Source organism: Bacillus sp. DX3.1 (genome assembly GCF_030292155.1).
Classification (GTDB): Bacteria; Bacillota; Bacilli; order Bacillales; family Bacillaceae_G; genus Bacillus_A.
In genome coordinates this window covers 4,027,863-4,041,675 of sequence record NZ_CP128153.1, presented here as the reverse complement: position 1 = coordinate 4,041,675, position 13,813 = coordinate 4,027,863, and the positions used below count along the sequence as shown (strand labels likewise).

Annotated in this window: 15 protein-coding genes; 12 read left to right on the top strand and 3 right to left on the bottom strand. The window is 37.9% G+C overall.

Going from position 1 to position 13,813, the window contains the following annotated elements:
• The first annotated feature begins 140 nt into the window (after positions 1-140).
• From QRE67_RS20275 to QRE67_RS20260, 4 genes are read left to right on the top strand one after another with little or no spacing between them, the layout of a single operon-like run.
• Positions 141-710 (top strand): nicotinate-nucleotide adenylyltransferase, encoded by a 570-nt coding sequence (locus QRE67_RS20275; RefSeq protein ID WP_286122006.1) that lies wholly within the window; start codon positions 141-143, stop codon positions 708-710.
• Entirely contained in the window at positions 700-1,269 is a 570-nt protein-coding gene (gene yqeK, locus QRE67_RS20270; protein WP_286122005.1) for a bis(5'-nucleosyl)-tetraphosphatase (symmetrical) YqeK, read from the top strand. The genes QRE67_RS20275 and yqeK overlap by 11 nt, the downstream gene beginning before the upstream one ends.
• Positions 1,266-1,622 (top strand): ribosome silencing factor, encoded by a 357-nt coding sequence (gene rsfS, locus QRE67_RS20265; protein WP_286122004.1) that lies wholly within the window; start codon positions 1,266-1,268, stop codon positions 1,620-1,622. Before yqeK ends, rsfS begins: the two co-directional genes overlap by 4 nt.
• Entirely contained in the window at positions 1,619-2,368 is a 750-nt protein-coding gene (locus tag QRE67_RS20260; RefSeq protein WP_286122003.1) for a class I SAM-dependent DNA methyltransferase, read from the top strand. The genes rsfS and QRE67_RS20260 overlap by 4 nt, the downstream gene beginning before the upstream one ends.
• 174 nt (positions 2,369-2,542) lie before the next feature.
• Here QRE67_RS20260 and comER read toward each other — a convergent pair whose 3' ends face one another.
• A complete protein-coding gene (gene comER / locus QRE67_RS20255) occupies positions 2,543-3,370 on the bottom strand; it encodes a late competence protein ComER (protein WP_286122002.1) in 828 nt (275 codons plus the stop codon).
• A 79-nt stretch (positions 3,371-3,449) separates the two neighbouring features.
• Between comER and QRE67_RS20250 the strand changes: the two genes are divergently transcribed.
• The 3 genes from QRE67_RS20250 to QRE67_RS20240 all read left to right on the top strand — a co-directional run bounded on the left by QRE67_RS20250 (position 3,450) and on the right by QRE67_RS20240 (position 7,340).
• Positions 3,450-4,049, top strand: coding sequence for a helix-hairpin-helix domain-containing protein (locus tag QRE67_RS20250; protein WP_286122001.1), 600 nt, complete (start codon positions 3,450-3,452; stop codon positions 4,047-4,049).
• 62 nt (positions 4,050-4,111) lie between these two features.
• Positions 4,112-4,669: a ComE operon protein 2 gene (locus tag QRE67_RS20245; protein WP_286122000.1), complete on the top strand. Its 558-nt coding sequence runs from the start codon at positions 4,112-4,114 to the stop codon at positions 4,667-4,669.
• A 367-nt stretch (positions 4,670-5,036) separates the two neighbouring features.
• The gene (locus QRE67_RS20240; RefSeq protein WP_286121999.1) at positions 5,037-7,340 is read left to right on the top strand and encodes a DNA internalization-related competence protein ComEC/Rec2; all 2,304 of its coding nucleotides are present in this window, start codon (positions 5,037-5,039) and stop codon (positions 7,338-7,340) included.
• 116 nt (positions 7,341-7,456) lie between these two features.
• On the opposite strand, the gene QRE67_RS20235 is transcribed toward QRE67_RS20240, so the two are convergent.
• Positions 7,457-7,591 (bottom strand): YqzM family protein, encoded by a 135-nt coding sequence (locus QRE67_RS20235; protein WP_001001652.1) that lies wholly within the window; start codon positions 7,589-7,591, stop codon positions 7,457-7,459.
• Positions 7,592-8,041: 450 nt separating this feature from the next.
• On the opposite strand from QRE67_RS20235, the gene holA reads away from it, so the two are divergent.
• Positions 8,042-9,055, top strand: a complete 1,014-nt coding sequence (gene holA, locus QRE67_RS20230) for a DNA polymerase III subunit delta (protein ID WP_286121998.1) — start codon at positions 8,042-8,044, stop codon at positions 9,053-9,055.
• A gap of 376 nt (positions 9,056-9,431) precedes the next feature.
• Here the strand turns inward: holA and rpsT are convergent, their stop codons facing one another.
• On the bottom strand, positions 9,432-9,689 hold the full coding sequence (gene rpsT, locus QRE67_RS20225; protein WP_286121997.1) for a 30S ribosomal protein S20: 258 nt from the start codon (positions 9,687-9,689) through the stop codon (positions 9,432-9,434).
• 181 nt (positions 9,690-9,870) lie between these two features.
• On the opposite strand from rpsT, the gene gpr reads away from it, so the two are divergent.
• From gpr to QRE67_RS20205, 4 genes are all read left to right on the top strand, one after another.
• Complete coding sequence (gene gpr / locus QRE67_RS20220; protein ID WP_286121996.1) at positions 9,871-10,974, top strand: GPR endopeptidase; 1,104 nt, start codon at positions 9,871-9,873, stop codon at positions 10,972-10,974.
• Positions 10,919-11,347: a DUF3679 domain-containing protein gene (locus QRE67_RS20215; RefSeq protein WP_483298690.1), complete on the top strand. Its 429-nt coding sequence runs from the start codon at positions 10,919-10,921 to the stop codon at positions 11,345-11,347. Before gpr ends, QRE67_RS20215 begins: the two co-directional genes overlap by 56 nt.
• Before the next feature lie 200 nt (positions 11,348-11,547).
• Positions 11,548-13,371, top strand: a complete 1,824-nt coding sequence (gene lepA / locus QRE67_RS20210) for an elongation factor 4 (protein WP_286121995.1) — start codon at positions 11,548-11,550, stop codon at positions 13,369-13,371.
• A gap of 66 nt (positions 13,372-13,437) precedes the next feature.
• Positions 13,438-13,812 carry a winged helix-turn-helix transcriptional regulator gene (locus tag QRE67_RS20205; protein WP_286121994.1) on the top strand — a complete coding sequence of 125 codons (375 nt, stop codon included), beginning with the start codon at positions 13,438-13,440 and terminating at the stop codon, positions 13,810-13,812.
• Position 13,813: the final 1 nt, after the last annotated feature.

Below are 13,813 nucleotides of genomic sequence, written 5' to 3'. Positions count from 1 at the left end.
AAAGTGAAACTTTCATCAGGGGATGCCCTGATGATTAGTTGAACCAATCGGGCTTTAACATGCAGTTATCCCCTAAATATCTCGAATTTTGAGGTGGGGTCTTACTGCCTGTTAATGCGGGGTAGAAGGGGGAGTTTCCTTTGAAAAAGGTTGGAATCATTGGTGGTACATTCGATCCGCCGCATCATGGACATTTGTTGATTGCAAATGAGGTATACGATGCATTGCAGCTTGATGAAATTTGGTTTTTACCAAATCAAATTCCGCCTCATAAACAGGGTCGCAGTATTACAAGTGTAGAAAATCGATTGAACATGTTAGAGCTAGCAATTGAACAAGAGGATCATTTCTCCATTTGTTTAGAAGAGCTGAACCGTGAGGGCCCATCCTATACGTATGACACTATGTTACAATTGACAGAGAAGCATTCGGACATACAGTTTTATTTTATTATTGGCGGAGATATGGTGGAGTATTTACCAAAATGGTATAACATCGATGCATTACTCCAACTCGTAACATTTGTTGGGGTTGCGAGGCCGGGTTATACATTGCATACGCCTTATCAAATTGTCACAATAGAGATTCCGGAATTTGCCGTTTCTTCTTCGCTTTTACGTGAAAGATTTGTGAAGAAGAAAACGTGCAAGTATTTGCTTCCGAAACAAGTACAGGCATATATTGAGAGGAATGGGTTGTATGGATCGTAAGCAAGCACTTGAAATTGTGAAACAACAAATGCATGAAAAGCGTTATATTCACACAATTGGCGTAATGGAAACTGCAATTGAACTTGCGAAGCTATATGGTGTTAATGAGAAAAAAGCAGAGATGGCTGCTATTTTTCATGATTATGCAAAATGTAGACCGATTCAAGAAATGGAAGAAATTATTAAACGAGAAGAATTGCCAAAAGATTTACTTCAGTTTAATAAAGAGTTATGGCATGCTCCGGTTGGGGCATACTTAGTAGAAAAAGAAGTCGGTATTACAGATCATGAAATTTTACAAGCCATTACATATCATACAAGCGGTCATGAAAGTATGACGATGCTTGATAAAGTCATTTATGTGGCGGATTATATTGAACCGGGTCGTAAATTTCCAGGTGTTGAAGAAGCACGTGAATTGGCGCGTGAAGATATAAATAAAGCATTATTATTTGCATTAAAGCGCACGATTCAATTTTTAATGGAAAAGGATCAAACCATTTATCCGCTAACATTTCAAACATACAATGCGGCCCTAAAGGAGGAAGTTACTGAATGAAAGATAAAGAACTATTAGTATTGGCAGCACAAGCAGCTGATGATAAAAAAGCAGAAGATATGGTTGTATTAAATATGCAAGGTATTTCGCCGATTGCGGATTATTTCATTATTTGCCATGGTAATTCAGATAAACAGGTACAAGCGATTGCTCGTGAAATTAAGGCGAAAGCACACGAGTTTGAAATTGATGTGCAACGTATGGAAGGTTTCGATGAAGCGCGCTGGGTTTTAGTAGACCTTGGTGATGTAGTGGCGCATGTATTCCATAAGGATGAGCGTAATCACTATAATTTAGAACGTCTATGGGGCGATGTACCACGTGAAGATATTACAAAAGAGTTAAGCCAATGAGATACGAGCAATTTGCTTTGCTATATGACGAACTCATGAACGATGTTCCCTATGATAAATGGGTAGAATTCACTGAGGAAAGCTTACGGCAGGCAGGGATGAAAGACGCGAAAATTCTTGATGTAGCTTGCGGAACCGGGAATGTAACGCTTCCACTTGTCAAGGCAGGTTATGACGTCATTGGTGTTGATCTTTCGGAAGAAATGTTAACAGTTGCACAACAAAAGCTTGGGGAAGAAGGACACTTTATTCCCTTTTATCAACAAGATATGCGTGAACTGGATGTTCCGGGTGAGTTTGATTGTGTGACGATTTTTTGTGATTCATTAAATTACTTATTGCAAGAGGAAGATGTGCAAGAAGCGTTTAGACGTGTGTTTCATCATTTGCGAAAAGATGGTTTGTTTTTGTTTGATGTACACTCATTTTATAAAATTCATCATGTGTTTCAAAATGAAACATATACAGTGAATGGTGAAGAAGTTGCTCTTATTTGGAATTGCTTCCCTGGTGAAGAGCCGAATAGTGTTGAACATGATCTTACATTTTTTGTGCAGGATCAAGAGGTGGGAGTGTATCATCGTTTTGATGAATTTCATATGCAACGTGCATATTCTGTTGAATTGCTGACGAAATGGCTTGAAGAAGCTGGATTTACAGTGCTTCGTGTAACGGGTGATTTTGAACGCACGGAAATAACGGAACAAACAGAACGAATCTTTTTTATGGCGAAAAAGAACGGCTAAACAAAAAAAGCAACCAATTTGGTTGCTTTTTTGTTTAGAGTGGAATATGTCAATTTACGTATAGAAAGAGTTGAAAAAGATACATGTAAAATATAAAAAAAATGTTAAAACGAAATGTACTGTGAAAAAAGATGAGAATCAATAAGAGGATTTTGTATAATCATGGCGTATTATTTACGTGTGCTTATTAAATTGCTGTTCGACCTCTGCTATATCTTCATCGTATTTTTCATGTGTCCGCTCGAATAATTTCTCAAACATGTCTCCAACGTGATCTTCTAAAATGCGAATCCCTTCTCCGGTAACACCGCCTTTTACGCATACTTTCTCTTGCAGAGTTGGTAATGTGAAGATTCCTTTTTCTAGTAGTTTCCCCATCCCAATAATCATCTCACTTGCTAAAGTAGTTGCTTCTTCATGGGTAATATTGGTTTTGTCTACAGCGGCATCGATGAAACATTGTAATAAATAGCTGAAGAATGCAGGCCCACAACTTGCGATATCAGATGAAACTCGTGTGATATCCTCTCGAATCACAATAGGGGTAGAAATGTTTTTAAATAAACGAAACAACTTTTGTTCCCATTCGTTTGAACAGTTTTTCCCAAATGTAAAAAGTGAAGCACCAGAGAACGCTCGGTTTGTGATGCTTGGAATAATACGTGCTACGTGACACGGTACAATCTTTTCTAATTGAGAAGCCGATATTGGACTTGTAATAGAAACAAGGCATTTTTCATTTGTAAAATGAGCGGCGTGTTTTGTCAAAATCGGATATATATCTAAAGGCTTTACACAAATGAAAATAAGTTGTGAACGCTCAATTACTTCTTGTATCGTCTTTGCTATATGAATAGAAGGATACTTTTCTTTTATATGATATGCTTTTGCGAGCGTACGATTAATAATAGTAAGGCACGAAGGCTTGACAGCACGGGTTTCCAAGCATGCATCGATGAGTATGTTCCCCATGTTTCCTGTCCCTATGATTCCTATGTTCAATGTTTCATCCCCTCCTTCGTAACATCTTTCTCCTAAACAATATGAATCATGTTGTGAAATTATGAATTGGAGGTATAAAATGATGATGAATTTTCAAAAGAAGTGGTTTGCTTTATTAGGGGCTATTGGAGTAGTTTTTTTATTATTTATATGGCAGACAAAGCACCAACCTGAGCAGCAAGTCGTAAAACTGGAAACAAATGAGAAGGCTGAAGAGAGGAAAAGTAAATTAAAATTAGAAGAGTCAAAACAACAGAAAAAAACAATTATGATTGATATAAAAGGAGCTGTACACCGTGAAGGCGTATATGAGTTGCAAACTGGAGCGCGTGTAAAGGATAGCATTGAAAAAGCAGGAGGTTTTTTACCAGAAGCAGATGTAGCAAAGGTGAATTTAGCGCAGGTCGTTCAAGATCAAATGCTACTTTATGTTCCGAAAAAAGGAGACCAAGTGCAGGGAACTAGCCCGTCTTCACAACAAGAGGGGAAAATTCAAATTAATGCGGCATCAAAAGAGCAGCTTGAAAAAATACCGGGTATTGGACCTCGAAAAGCAGAAAATATTATGAAATATCGTGAGCAGCGTGGACCGTTTCAAAAAGTGGAGGATTTATTGGAAGTGGATGGAATTGGAGAAAAGTCTCTTGAAAAAATAAAAGATCAAATAATTATTCCATAAAAGATTGACGAACTTTTTCCTCTTTCGCTACACTACAAGTAGATGAAAAAGTAGGTGAAGATATGGAAAGAATTTCTTGGGATCAATATTTTATGACACAAAGCCATTTGTTATCACTGCGTAGCACATGTACAAGGCTTGCGGTAGGGGCGACAATTGTCCGTGATAAGCGAATTATTGCGGGTGGATATAATGGTTCGATTACAGGTGGTGTGCATTGTATAGACGATGGTTGTTATGTCATTGATAATCATTGCGTCCGTACCATTCATGCGGAGATGAATGCGCTGTTGCAATGTGCTAAATTTGGTGCAAAAACAGACGGTGCAGAAATTTACGTCACGCATTTTCCTTGTTTGCAATGCTGTAAAGCGATTATTCAAAGTGGTATTACGGCTGTGTATTATGCGCAAGACTATAAAAACCATCCGTATGCTGTTGAATTATTCCAGCAAGCAAATGTAAAAGTGAAACATGTCCCGCTTGAATATGATATTACAACGTTAGAACAGCAACAACGTATTATACAAGTAAAAGAACTTTTTGCATCTTTAGAGAAAGATGATCTTACAATGGATGAATTACAACAAGTATTCGCTAAAGCAAAAGATATGCTGTAAGTGCTTGTTCAAAAAGGAGGATAAAGAGAGCTGAGTAGCTCGAGGCGCGGAAGCCAGGAGGATACGGAGTGTAGATTGAACTATATAAATACAAATTAAAAAACCGACATAAAACCCTTCTTTTTAGGTGGAAGAGAGCATCCGGCCATGCATAGAAGCGGTCAGATCCTTTTCCTGCCCAGACATAGTGAAAACAAAGAGAGAAAACGAGTGCAGGTCACCTTTTGTTATCCATAGCCGCGGCTTATATGTCGAAAGATCAAAATGGATTTATATACATGAGTACCGAAGTGGTGACGTAACGAAGAAATGCGATAGCTATCTTTACCGGACTTTTTAAACATCTTCTGTAAGGGGGGAGTATGAGTTGCGTGGACAATGGGGGTATGTTGCAATTTCGTTTGCTATAGGGATTGCAACAGCCTGTTCCTCGTTTTCAATGTTGTATATAAGTTTGTTTGGCTGTTATGTCCTGTTTTGTATATATCGAAATTCTCGTCAAGTCCTCCTTATATGTATCCTCACATATATAGTTAGTTCTTTCTACGTAGCATATATAGAAAGGCAAAACCATCCTCGACAATCCTTAAACAGTGAAACTGTAAAAGGTGTTATTCAAACATCCCCTCTGATAAACGGTGATCGACTTTCTTTTCAAATAGAGGTAAATGATAGAGATACGTTGCAACTCTTTTATAAAATACAGTCGTATGAACAAAAAGAAAGCTTGAAGCAGTTGTGGATTGGTATGAGCTGTACGTTCAATGGGAAATTAAAGGAACCACCGCAAGCACGGAATTTTTATGGGTTTGACTATCGTGACTATTTATACAAGCAACAGATTCATTTTTTATTTGAAGCGGGATCAATTTCAAATTGTATGCAAGAATCTTCGACGTTTGTGCAGTGGATATTTTCACTGCGGCAAAGCGCGGTTTCATCGGTGGAAGAAATGTTCCCCGGACAAACTGGAGCGTTTATGAATGCTTTAGTATTTGGAGACCGGCAGCTGATGTCATTTGAAGTAGAAGAACAATATCAACAATTTGGCCTTACCCATCTTTTGGCGATTTCAGGTTCGCATATTGTACTGCTAATTGCAATTGGGTATTTTATTTTACTACGAATCGGAATGACACGGGAAATGACCACGATTTGCCTCATTGTTTGTATTCCTTTGTACATGTTTTTAGCAGGGGCTTCTCCATCTGTCGTACGAGCCTCTGTAACGGGTGTAATGTTATTAGCTACACTGATGCATTCTGTTCGTGTTTCAAGCCTGGATGCCCTTAGTATAACGGCTATGCTGATGTTTTTATATAACCCTTATGTGTTATTTGATATTGGATTTCAATTTTCATTTGTTGGTAGTTTTGCATTATTACTTTCAGCAAGTCGGCTTTTACATCGTGAAAATGGCCTCATTCGAAATGCAATCTATCTTTCGGTTATTTCACAGCTTGCTAGTACTCCTATTTTATTATATCATTTCGGTTATTTTTCCCCATATAGTGTTCTTCTCAATATGATATATGTCCCGTTCTTATCTTGTTTTGTGTTACCTTGTTGCCTCGTTATTCTTGTTTGTATGTTAGTTGTACCCTCTATATCTATATGGATTGCGCATGGATTATCAGTGTGCTTAACGTTTTCAAATGATGTTCTTCAGTATTGTGAAACCCTCCCGTTTATCCGTCTTATTTTTGGGCAACCTCCTCCGTTCCTTGTGGCTTTATATTGTTTTAGTATTATTTGTGTATTCATTTTTTGGGAAGGGTTGATTGGGAAGAAATTTCGGCTTCTCTTTGTGAGTCTTTTTCTCTTTATCAGTACATGTCATTACATCTCTTCCTATTTTCGTGCCAGTGGAAGTGTTACTTTTATTGATGTTGGACAAGGAGATGCGATTTTGATTCGTTTGCCGTATGAAAAAGGGGTCTATCTCATTGATACAGGGGGAACCCTTCCGGTAAAAAAAGAAAAATGGCAGAAAAAAAAGCATGAGTTTTCTGTGGGACATGATATACTCCTTCCGTTTTTACAAAAAGAAGGTGTTAGAAAGATTGATAAGTTAATTGTAACGCATGGGGATGCTGATCATATGGGAGCAGCAAAAGAGTTAGTACAGTCTATCGCTGTGGAAGAGATTGTATTTGGAACGAAGATAGAAGAAACACCGCTAGAGAAGGACTTGAAGCAGTTTGCCAAGCAAAAGCATATACGGACGAAAATTGTAGGGCAAGGGGAAAGTTGGCGAGAGGGCGGAGCATTGTTCTCTGTTTTATTACCAGAAGGACGAGAGAAGGGGGATAATGAAACATCGATTGTGTTACAAGCAAAATTAGGTGGATTCACATGGCTGTTTACAGGGGATTTAGAGGAAAAAGGAGAAAAAAATCTCATAGAGCAATATCCACAGTTACAAGTTGATATTTTAAAGGTGGGTCATCATGGGAGTAAAACATCATCGTCATCTGTTTTTTTAGACCAGATTCAGCCGCAAAAAGCGATTATTTCGGTAGGAGATCGGAATCGCTATGGTCATCCGCATCAGGAAGTTTTAGAGCGTTTTGTGGAAAGGGACATTGATGTATGGCGAACCGATGAGCAAGGGGCTATTGTATATATTTTTCAAGGAGAACGGGGAACGTTTCACGGTAAATTGACATAGGATGAAGCATAGTAAAAAAGAAGGTTGCTATTAGCAACCTTTAAGAGGAAGTTCAAAAAGTCCGGTACTCATGTAGCGCAATCTACACTCCGTATTCTCCTTTTTGAACACGCACTTTAAGAACCAATAAATTTAATAATTGTTGCAATAATAAAAAGTGTTGCGAAAAAACCAAATGAAACGATAAAACCTACCCCTGAATCAATAGCGTCATTGCGTTTGCTTTGAACGTTTTGTTCAAATTCATTCATTTAGAATCCCTCCCCCAACATTCCATTTTAGTATAAAATATTGTCAGAAAAAAATCTACAATTTCCATATGAAGATAAATAGAACATATTCATTTGAAAAAAGAAATGCATTCCGTACGAATAGTGACCCGGAATTTCATTTGTTTCACTAACGATCCGTATAGATAAAGAAAACCTACAATGATAGAAGATGCATTTCAAGGCTTCTTAGCAAAATAATAGTTAACTTCCAAGTGTGTTAACAGTTGGCATTTATACTTATACAACTACTGTAAATAATACAAGTAAAGTAGTCACCGCTCATCAATAAGATTCCCGGGGCTTATTGAGTGGCGTTTTATATAGATAAAGGGGCAGGTAACAGCGCCTGTTCCTTTGTACTTACTTGTAAAACGAAAGATACCGCATTAGTATAAAGATATATTGCCAAATTAGGGAGTAGGAAAAAGTATGAGTGATATACATAAGAAAATTAAAAAAAAGCAGTTTGCACCATTGTACTTATTATATGGAACAGAAGCGTATTTTATAAATGAAACGATAAAGCTTGTAACATCTGAAGCATTGGCTGAAGAGGATCGAGAGTTTAATGTTGTAACGTATGATTTAGAAGAAGCGTACTTGGAAGACGTGATAGAGGATGCGCGAACGCTTCCTTTTTTTGGAGATCGCAAAATAATACTTATAAAGTCTCCGTTGTTTTTAACATCACAAAAAGAAAAATTAGAACAAAATATAAAGATTTTAGAGGAGTATATTGCTGAACCATCTCCATTTTCAATTGTTGTATTTGTCGCTCCATATGAAAAGCTAGATGAACGCAAAAAAATCACGAAATTATTAAAGAAAACAGCTGATGTAGTAGAAGCAAATGCGATGCAAGTACAGGATGTTCGTAAATGGATTGTAGCTCGTGCAGACGAAGTGCATGTTCATATAGAGGAAGTAGCCGTTAGTTTACTTTTAGAACTTGTAGGGAGCAACGTAACGATGCTGTCAAAGGAAATGGATAAGTTGACCCTTTATGTTGGTATGGGCGGTGAAATTACGACAAAACTCGTGGCAGAGCTTGTGCCAAAATCGGTCGAACAAAACGTATTTGCTTTAACAGAAAAAGTAGTGAAAAAAGATATTGCTGGTGCTATGCAAATTTTAGACGGATTGTTTACACAGCAAGAGGAGCCGATTAAACTATTGGCATTATTGGTAAGTCAATTTCGCTTATTGTATCAAGTGAAAGAATTGCAACAGCGTGGATATGGACAAAATCAAATTGCCTCACATATTGGTGTCCATCCGTATCGAGTGAAATTAGCGATGAATCAAACGAAATTCTTCTCATTTGAAGAATTGAAAAAAGTGATTTTTGAGTTAGCTGAAGCAGATTATAGCATGAAGACGGGGAAAATGGACAAGAAACTTGTTTTAGAATTTTTCTTAATGCGTTTAAATCATATTGGATAAAATAAAAGCGGAGGCAGCTTGCTCAGAATCGCAGGTCATTGGAGCACTCGACCGAGAAGCGCTTTTGGCTTCGACCAAGAGTGTGAAATGGCCGGAGATTCTAGCTGCCACAGCTGGATAAAATAAAAAAAGTTCATGCCATTCGTTGTGTGGACTTTTTTCTATGCCATGGAACAGATTGGTGTAAATAAGAGAGGGGAAAATGGGGTTTTCTTCATCCCCTATTGATCATCATCTCTCACCAATCGGGCTTTTACGGGCAGTTTATCCCTCACCTAACTTCTTTGCTTCCTGCCGAACTTTGAGGTAGGGATATTACTGACTGTTAATGCGGGGTAAATAAAAAAACGACCCAAATGGATCGTTTTTAAACGCCTTACGCGTTTACTTTTTTCGCTAAGCGAGATTTTTGACGAGAAGCAACGTTTTGGTGGATAAGACCTTTACGAGCTGCTTTGTCAAGTTTTTTAGAAGCAGTTTTGAAAGCTTCTTTAGCTGTTTCAAGATCGTTATTAGTAACTAAAGCTTCTACAGTTTTAACAGCAGAACGCATGTCAGATTTGATAGAAGCGTTATGTGAACGACGCTCTTCGCTAAGTTTAGCGCGTTTGATAGCAGATTTAATGTTTGCCATACTTTTCACCTCCCTGGTGCGATCGAGTGACTCGATACTTACATAGAACAAGTGATATTCTATCAAACGGAGAAGATAATTGCAATAGTGAGATCAATGAAATTTCATGTAAGGGAAAGAATGACTGTATATAATTTTGGGAAATCTAACGATATTTACTATTAATCGCGGAGGAGATACGATGAAAGAACCATTGGATTTAAGTAAATATGCTGTTAGGACAGACCTTGCAGTAGAGGCGCATCAAATGTTACAGGAACGTCAGCAAGAACAAACGGGAATTCAAGGCGTTATTGTAAAAGAGCGAGAAGAAGAAGGAATTATCATTACAAAAGTAATCATTGATGAGAGTGCTTCTGAATCAATGGGCAAGAAACCTGGAAATTATTTAACGCTTGAAGTGCAAGGGATTCGTCAACAAGATACAGAATTGCAGCAAAAAGTGGAACGTATTTTTGCGAAAGAGTTTTCTTATTTATTAGAAGAAATTGGAATTAGCAAGGAGGCAAGCTGTTTAATTGTTGGATTAGGGAACTGGAATGTAACACCTGATGCGTTGGGACCAATCGTTGTAGAGAATGTGCTTGTGACGCACCATTTATTTAAGTTGCAGCCTGAAAGTGTAGAAGAAGGGTTTCGGCCTGTCAGTGCGATTCGCCCAGGTGTGATGGGTATTACAGGTATTGAAACAAGTGATGTCATTTACGGTATCATTGAAAAAATAAAGCCGGATTTTGTAATTGCAATTGACGCCCTTGCTGCACGTTCCATTGAACGTGTAAATAGTACAATACAAATTTCAGATACAGGTATTCATCCGGGATCTGGCGTGGGTAATAAACGAAAAGAGTTGAGTAAAGAAACGCTTGGTATCCCCGTTATCGCAATTGGTGTTCCGACGGTTGTTGATGCGGTTTCGATTACGAGTGATACAATTGATTTTATTTTAAAGCATTTTGGACGTGAACTGAAAGAAGGAGACAAGCCGTCTCGTTCTTTATTACCAGCTGGTTTTACATTTGGAGAAAAGAAGAAATTAACGGAAGAAGATATGCCGGATGCAAAAAGCCGAAATATGTTTTTAGGAGCAGTAGGCACGTTAGAAGACGAAGAAAAGCGAAAATTGATATATGAAGTATTAGCGCCACTTGGTCATAATTTAATGGTGACACCAAAAGAAGTGGACGCATTTATTGAAGATATGGCAAATGTAATCGCGAGCGGTTTAAATGCGGCGCTGCATCATCAGGTCGATCAAGATAATACAGGTGCATACACGCATTGACGAAAAGGAGCGAACAAATTTGAGTCGATTTACGCTCCAGTGTATGAGTATGGTCATTCTCTTTCTTTTTGTCATGTTCGTTGGTATGGGAATCACGAACTATGGTTTAAAAAGCATGAAGGGTTATCGTAATCCAACGTATGAACAAATTTCTCAAATGACAGGAACAGCGAATGGGAGCGTAGAGACAGAGATTTTAGGAGGGGCGTTTTCGGCTATTGAAAAGCAAAAACAGCTGGAAGGTCTGAGGAGCTTTAATGTTATAGAAGGATTTGGGAGAGGACTCGCATCATTCACTCAAAATATTGCTCGGTTTGGCACAGACACAGTAATTGGAAAGATAAAAGAGATTTTCTACCAATTTGAAGAATAAAAAGCGGTTGTCTTATCTTAATTGTAAGACAACCGTTTTTCTGTTGGAAAAAGATTTGTCTCTTGTCCTTTACTTGCATATGATAAAAATAGAATGATTTGTCTTTCGCATGGCACGAGTTTTCATTGAATCTTTGCTGTTGTATTGATATAATCAGTGCTAGTGTATATTGGCGAGACTATTAGGAGTTGAGAACATAGATGAATAAAGAAGAAAGAGCAAAAAGGCAGTCCAAAATTCGTAACTTCTCTATCATTGCTCACATTGATCACGGAAAATCAACGTTGGCAGATCGTATTTTGGAGAAAACAAACGCGTTAACACAGCGCGAAATGAAAGCTCAATTACTTGACTCTATGGATTTAGAGCGCGAGCGTGGAATTACAATTAAGTTAAATGCAGTTCAATTAACGTATAAAGCGAAAGACGGCGAAGAGTACATTCTTCACCTTATTGATACACCAGGACACGTCGATTTTACATACGAGGTATCTCGTAGTTTAGCGGCTTGTGAAGGTGCGATCCTTGTTGTCGATGCAGCGCAAGGGATTGAAGCGCAAACGTTAGCAAACGTATATTTAGCACTTGATAACGAGTTAGAAATTTTACCGGTTATTAATAAAATAGATTTACCAAGTGCAGATCCAGAGCGCGTACGTCAAGAAGTAGAAGATGTAATTGGTTTAGATGCATCAGAAGCTGTACTTGCTTCAGCGAAAGCTGGTATCGGAATCGAAGAGATTTTAGAACAAATCGTTGAAAAAGTACCAGCTCCAGTAGGGGACTCTGAAGAACCGTTGCAATGTATGATTTTCGATTCTTTATATGACCCATACCGTGGTGTAATTGCCTACATCCGTGTTGTAAACGGTACAGTAAAAGTTGGCGATAAAGTACGTATGATGGCGACTGGTAAAGAGTTTGAAGTAACGGAAGTAGGTGTATTCACACCGAAAACAACGCAACGTGAAGAGTTAACAGTAGGTGATGTAGGATTCTTAGCAGCATCTATTAAAAACGTAGGCGATACGCGTGTTGGTGATACGATTACACATGCAAAACGTCCAGCTGCAGAAGCGTTACCAGGTTATCGTAAATTAAACCCGATGGTATTCTGTGGTTTATATCCAATTGATTCTGCACGTTATAATGATTTACGTGATGCGTTAGAAAAGCTAGAATTAAACGATTCTGCTCTTGAGTTTGAACCAGAAACATCTCAAGCACTTGGATTTGGTTTCCGCTGTGGATTCTTAGGATTACTTCACATGGAAATTATTCAAGAACGTATTGAGCGTGAATTTAAAATTGATTTAATTACAACTGCACCAAGCGTTATTTACAAAGTGCATTTAACAAATGGAGACGAGATGATTGTAGATAACCCATCTAATATGCCGGATCCTCAAACGATCGATCGTGTGGAAGAACCATTTGTAAAAGCGACTGTTATGGTTCCGAACGATTACGTTGGAGCTGTAATGGAAATTTGCCAAGGGAAACGTGGTACATTCCTTGATATGCAATACTTAGATGAAACACGTGTTACGTTGACATATGAAATTCCACTTTCTGAAATCGTATACGACTTCTTTGATCAATTGAAGTCTAATACGAAAGGTTATGCATCATTTGACTACGAGTTAATCGGTTATAAACCGTCTAAACTTGTGAAGATGGATATTTTATTAAATAACGAAAATGTGGATGCTTTATCTTTCATTGTGCATCGTGATTCTGCATATGACCGTGGTAAAGTAATCGTAGAAAAGTTAAAAGAGTTAATTCCAAGGCAACAGTTTGAAGTGCCTATTCAAGCGACGATTGGGAACAAAGTTGTAGCGCGTTCTACAATTAAGGCGATGCGTAAAAACGTACTTGCAAAATGTTACGGTGGTGACATTTCTCGTAAACGTAAACTTCTTGATAAACAAAAAGAAGGTAAAAAACGTATGAAGTCTGTTGGTTCTGTAGAAGTACCGCAAGAAGCATTTATGGCTGTATTGAAAATGGATGATAATTAATAAAACAAAAAGAAGCCGTTTGTACGGCTTCTTTTTGTTAGTATGCTGAAAGTTAGGAGACTATCGATGTCTGAGAACATTCGAAAAGAAATTCAAGATAAAATTCAAAATGGTGATTTTAATTGTGAGAAGGAATTGACGCTTTCTATTATTAGTGGGAAGTGGAAAGTTGTGATTTTATGGCATTTAGGAGTAGAAGGATCTCATCGTTTTAGTGAATTACAACGTTTGTTTCCAAATATTTCACATAAAGTATTGTCCAATCAATTGAAAGAATTAATAGAAGATGGAATCATTAATCGGACTGTGTACCCGGAAGTACCTCCGCGTGTAGAATATTCTATGACGGACCTAGGCACGACACTTTTACCAATCGTTGAAATGATGTATGATTGGGGAAAAATGCGAATGGAACAAATTTGCACAGGATTACAGAAGTAAA

Coding starts and splice junctions, on each gene's coding strand:
- yqeK (WP_286122005.1), top strand. CDS start 700: ATGGATCGTAAGCAAGCACTTGAAATTGTGAAACAACAAATGCATGAA.
- rsfS (WP_286122004.1), top strand. CDS start 1,266: ATGAAAGATAAAGAACTATTAGTATTGGCAGCACAAGCAGCTGATGAT.
- QRE67_RS20260 (WP_286122003.1), top strand. CDS start 1,619: ATGAGATACGAGCAATTTGCTTTGCTATATGACGAACTCATGAACGAT.
- QRE67_RS20250 (WP_286122001.1), top strand. CDS start 3,450: ATGATGATGAATTTTCAAAAGAAGTGGTTTGCTTTATTAGGGGCTATT.
- QRE67_RS20245 (WP_286122000.1), top strand. CDS start 4,112: ATGGAAAGAATTTCTTGGGATCAATATTTTATGACACAAAGCCATTTG.
- QRE67_RS20235 (WP_001001652.1), bottom strand. CDS start 7,591: ATGAATGAATTTGAACAAAACGTTCAAAGCAAACGCAATGACGCTATT.
- holA (WP_286121998.1), top strand. CDS start 8,042: ATGAGTGATATACATAAGAAAATTAAAAAAAAGCAGTTTGCACCATTG.
- rpsT (WP_286121997.1), bottom strand. CDS start 9,689: ATGGCAAACATTAAATCTGCTATCAAACGCGCTAAACTTAGCGAAGAG.
- gpr (WP_286121996.1), top strand. CDS start 9,871: ATGAAAGAACCATTGGATTTAAGTAAATATGCTGTTAGGACAGACCTT.
- QRE67_RS20215 (WP_483298690.1), top strand. CDS start 10,919: ATGCGGCGCTGCATCATCAGGTCGATCAAGATAATACAGGTGCATACA.
- lepA (WP_286121995.1), top strand. CDS start 11,548: ATGAATAAAGAAGAAAGAGCAAAAAGGCAGTCCAAAATTCGTAACTTC.
- QRE67_RS20205 (WP_286121994.1), top strand. CDS start 13,438: ATGTCTGAGAACATTCGAAAAGAAATTCAAGATAAAATTCAAAATGGT.